The organism is Methanoculleus sp. UBA291 (genome assembly GCF_002499755.1).
GTDB classification, from domain to species: domain Archaea; phylum Halobacteriota; class Methanomicrobia; order Methanomicrobiales; family Methanoculleaceae; genus Methanoculleus; species Methanoculleus palmolei.
On the sequence record NZ_DANC01000022.1, the window covers coordinates 2,538 to 5,086 of the forward strand.

Sequence of the window (2,549 nt, forward strand, 5' to 3'; positions counted from 1 at the left end):
CGTTCTGGCAACCTTCTTCATCGTCATCATAGTATTTCATGTTCATCTATGAGCGATTTATAGCCCGTCCTGTAGTATCGTATTTGAGCCCCCGTCCCATCCGGTGAACCCATAATGAGAACAAAAGCTCTTTCTCCCTGCAACCATGCGAAGAAGACCCACATCGGGTTATCGCAGATTCTTCGACCGGTCAAGAAGACCCGATCTGGAGATCCAGCAGCGGATGCGATAAAGAACGCCTGTATACCCCGTGGCGGGAGGGCACCCATTGCCTTCACATAAGCCGCACGTTCGCGGCTTTCTATCGCGTCTATGAAGTGGAAAAAGAGGTTCGTGTTCTCGCCGTGATGCCGATAGAGCAGGCACGCAGGCGATATGGACATTTTTAGCGCGTTTGCGGAGGCGTGGTCCGATCCTTGAGTTTGTGCAACGGGTTGCTGCACAACCATCCTGGTGAGGAAATGCGATGAGGCCGTGTACTTCAAAGATGCCCATGAGTGAAGCGGGAAGACCGTAACACACGTTTGGGATGTAAAACTGAAATTTTCACGTTTCAGAGAATTTCTGTCCCGAAAATCATGTCGTAATACATATATGGTAGCCAGCAGAGGCTTTATAAAAACATTATCAGATGCCCTATGATCGAGATTTACCCGAACCTGTACATCGGCGACGAGCATGCGTACGAATCAAAAGTCCGGCACGAACCGGGATGGTGCGTGGTCCATGCCTGCAAAGAGCCGTATCATCGCCAGGCGCTGGGGTACACAGGCCGGGCCGCCCCGAAAGACCACCCTGAGTACCTCATCGCGCGGAGAGGAAACCGACTCATTCTGAACCTCGTAGATGCCCCGGACCCGGCTTACATCCCCCGGGAGATCGTCGATACAGCACTGGAGTTCATCGATGCCGGCTTGAAGGCCGGCAACCGGGTTCTCGTCCACTGCAATGAAGGATGCTCACGATCGCCGGGGATAGGGTTGTTGTACCTCGCGAAGTACACCGACAGACTTCCAGGAGGCGATCTCCTCCGGGCTGAAGAAGTGTTTCGATCGATCTATCCGCCCTATAACCCAAAATGCGGCATACGAGGCTACATGGCAATGAATTGGGGGAACTATGCCGGTCATGGCCAGCCCGATCGGGGCGATAAAAGTAGATGAGGTGCGACGGATATGAGTGATATTTCCGTCGATCAGGCAACAGCGGATGCATTGATTGCCACTCCGAAAATCAGGGCAAATGATGCTGTTTCTTACTACCCCGGGGCCGGTGGCTATCTTACGTTACCCCTTCTCTCCCACGATGGACGCGAATCATTCCATCTTGATATTCGGAGAGGTGGGATCGATCTCTTGAAGGGGACATACCAGAACCGTGCGAGGCAGGTGTTAATACTGGTCAGATTGGACTTTGGCGGCGCCCCTCACAGGAATCCCGACGGCAGTGAAATCTCTTCACCCCATTTGCATATATACCGGGAAGGATATGGTGATAAATGGGCATTTGAAGTGCCACCGGACAAGTTCTCACAGATCACCGACCCATGGCAGGCATTACAGGACTTTATGCGGTTCTGCAACATTGTAGATCCTCCGAATATTCAGAGGGGCATTGAATGATCGACGAGATCCAAGGCCTGCTGGATGAGTACTCCCGCTGGCTCAAGGAAAAGACTCAGGTGAGGCAGGTGGATGAGTGGGTGGAGATCACAACGCCCTATCTCGACCGGCACAACGACTATCTCCAGATCTATGCCCGGCGCCGGAACGGCGATTATGTTCTCACCGATGCCGGATACATCTTCCAGGATCTGGAGTTGTCCGGCTGCAAACTTGACAGTCCGAAGAGAAGAGCGCTGCTGATGATGACACTCAACGGGTTCGGCGTGAAACTGAACGGAGATAGGCTTGAAGTGCATACGTCTGCCGCGGATTTTGCACCCGGCAAGCACAACCTGATACAGGCGATGCTCGCCGTCAACGATCTCTTCGGTCTTGCAACACCGATGACCGCGAGCCTGTTTTACGAAGACGTAGTCGCCTGGCTTGAGGCGCACGCTATCCGGTACACATCCAATGTCAAGTTCACCGGCCAGAGCGGATTTGACCACCTCTTTGATTTCATCATCCCGAAATCCCGCAGCCAGCCGGAACGCATCATCAAAACCATCAGCAGTCCGAACAGAAACACGGCACAGGCAGTTGCGTTCTCCTGGATTGATATAAGGGATGCCCGCCCTCCCGATTCGAAAGCTTATGCCATCCTGAATGATTTTGACCACCCAGTCCCGGGGAATGTTCTGGATGCGCTGAACAACTACAGCGTGAAGGCAGTCGTATGGAGCGACCGGGACGCTGTTGCGGGAGAGTTAGTAGCATGAATCCGGTGAGGACCGGGTGCCGACGGATGACGCTGCTCTTCCGTCATCCTGACTTCTCCCTTCTCATTTTGGCCGTGACCCTGGCTGCGGCCCCTGCCCGGGAGTCGGAGCCAGGCGGATGATCGTCTGGAAGCCGTCGCTGGCGGCAAACCCCGGCTCCGGCAGA

3 protein-coding genes are annotated in these 2,549 nt (G+C 54.1%); all 3 read left to right on the plus strand.

Annotated elements, in window-relative coordinates:
* Positions 1–638: 638 nt before the first annotated feature.
* From BP737_RS05425 to BP737_RS05435, 3 genes are read left to right on the plus strand one after another with little or no spacing between them, the layout of a single operon-like run.
* The gene (locus BP737_RS05425) at positions 639–1,163 is read left to right on the plus strand and encodes a dual specificity protein phosphatase (protein ID WP_342685991.1); all 525 of its coding nucleotides are present in this window, start codon (positions 639–641) and stop codon (positions 1,161–1,163) included.
* A 12-nt stretch (positions 1,164–1,175) separates the two neighbouring features.
* Complete coding sequence (locus tag BP737_RS05430; protein ID WP_342685992.1) at positions 1,176–1,622, plus strand: DUF6978 family protein; 447 nt, start codon at positions 1,176–1,178, stop codon at positions 1,620–1,622.
* Positions 1,619–2,383, plus strand: a complete 765-nt coding sequence (locus BP737_RS05435) for a DUF1829 domain-containing protein (protein ID WP_342685993.1) — start codon at positions 1,619–1,621, stop codon at positions 2,381–2,383. The genes BP737_RS05430 and BP737_RS05435 overlap by 4 nt, the downstream gene beginning before the upstream one ends.
* The last annotated feature ends 166 nt before the right edge of the window (positions 2,384–2,549 follow it).

What these genes read in the sequence shown, in the direction of transcription:
- BP737_RS05435 (WP_342685993.1), top strand. Translation starts at nt 1,619, where the DNA reads ATGATCGACGAGATCCAAGGCCTGCTGGATGAGTACTCCCGCTGGCTC.
- BP737_RS05430 (WP_342685992.1), top strand. Translation starts at nt 1,176, where the DNA reads ATGAGTGATATTTCCGTCGATCAGGCAACAGCGGATGCATTGATTGCC.
- BP737_RS05425 (WP_342685991.1), top strand. Translation starts at nt 639, where the DNA reads ATGATCGAGATTTACCCGAACCTGTACATCGGCGACGAGCATGCGTAC.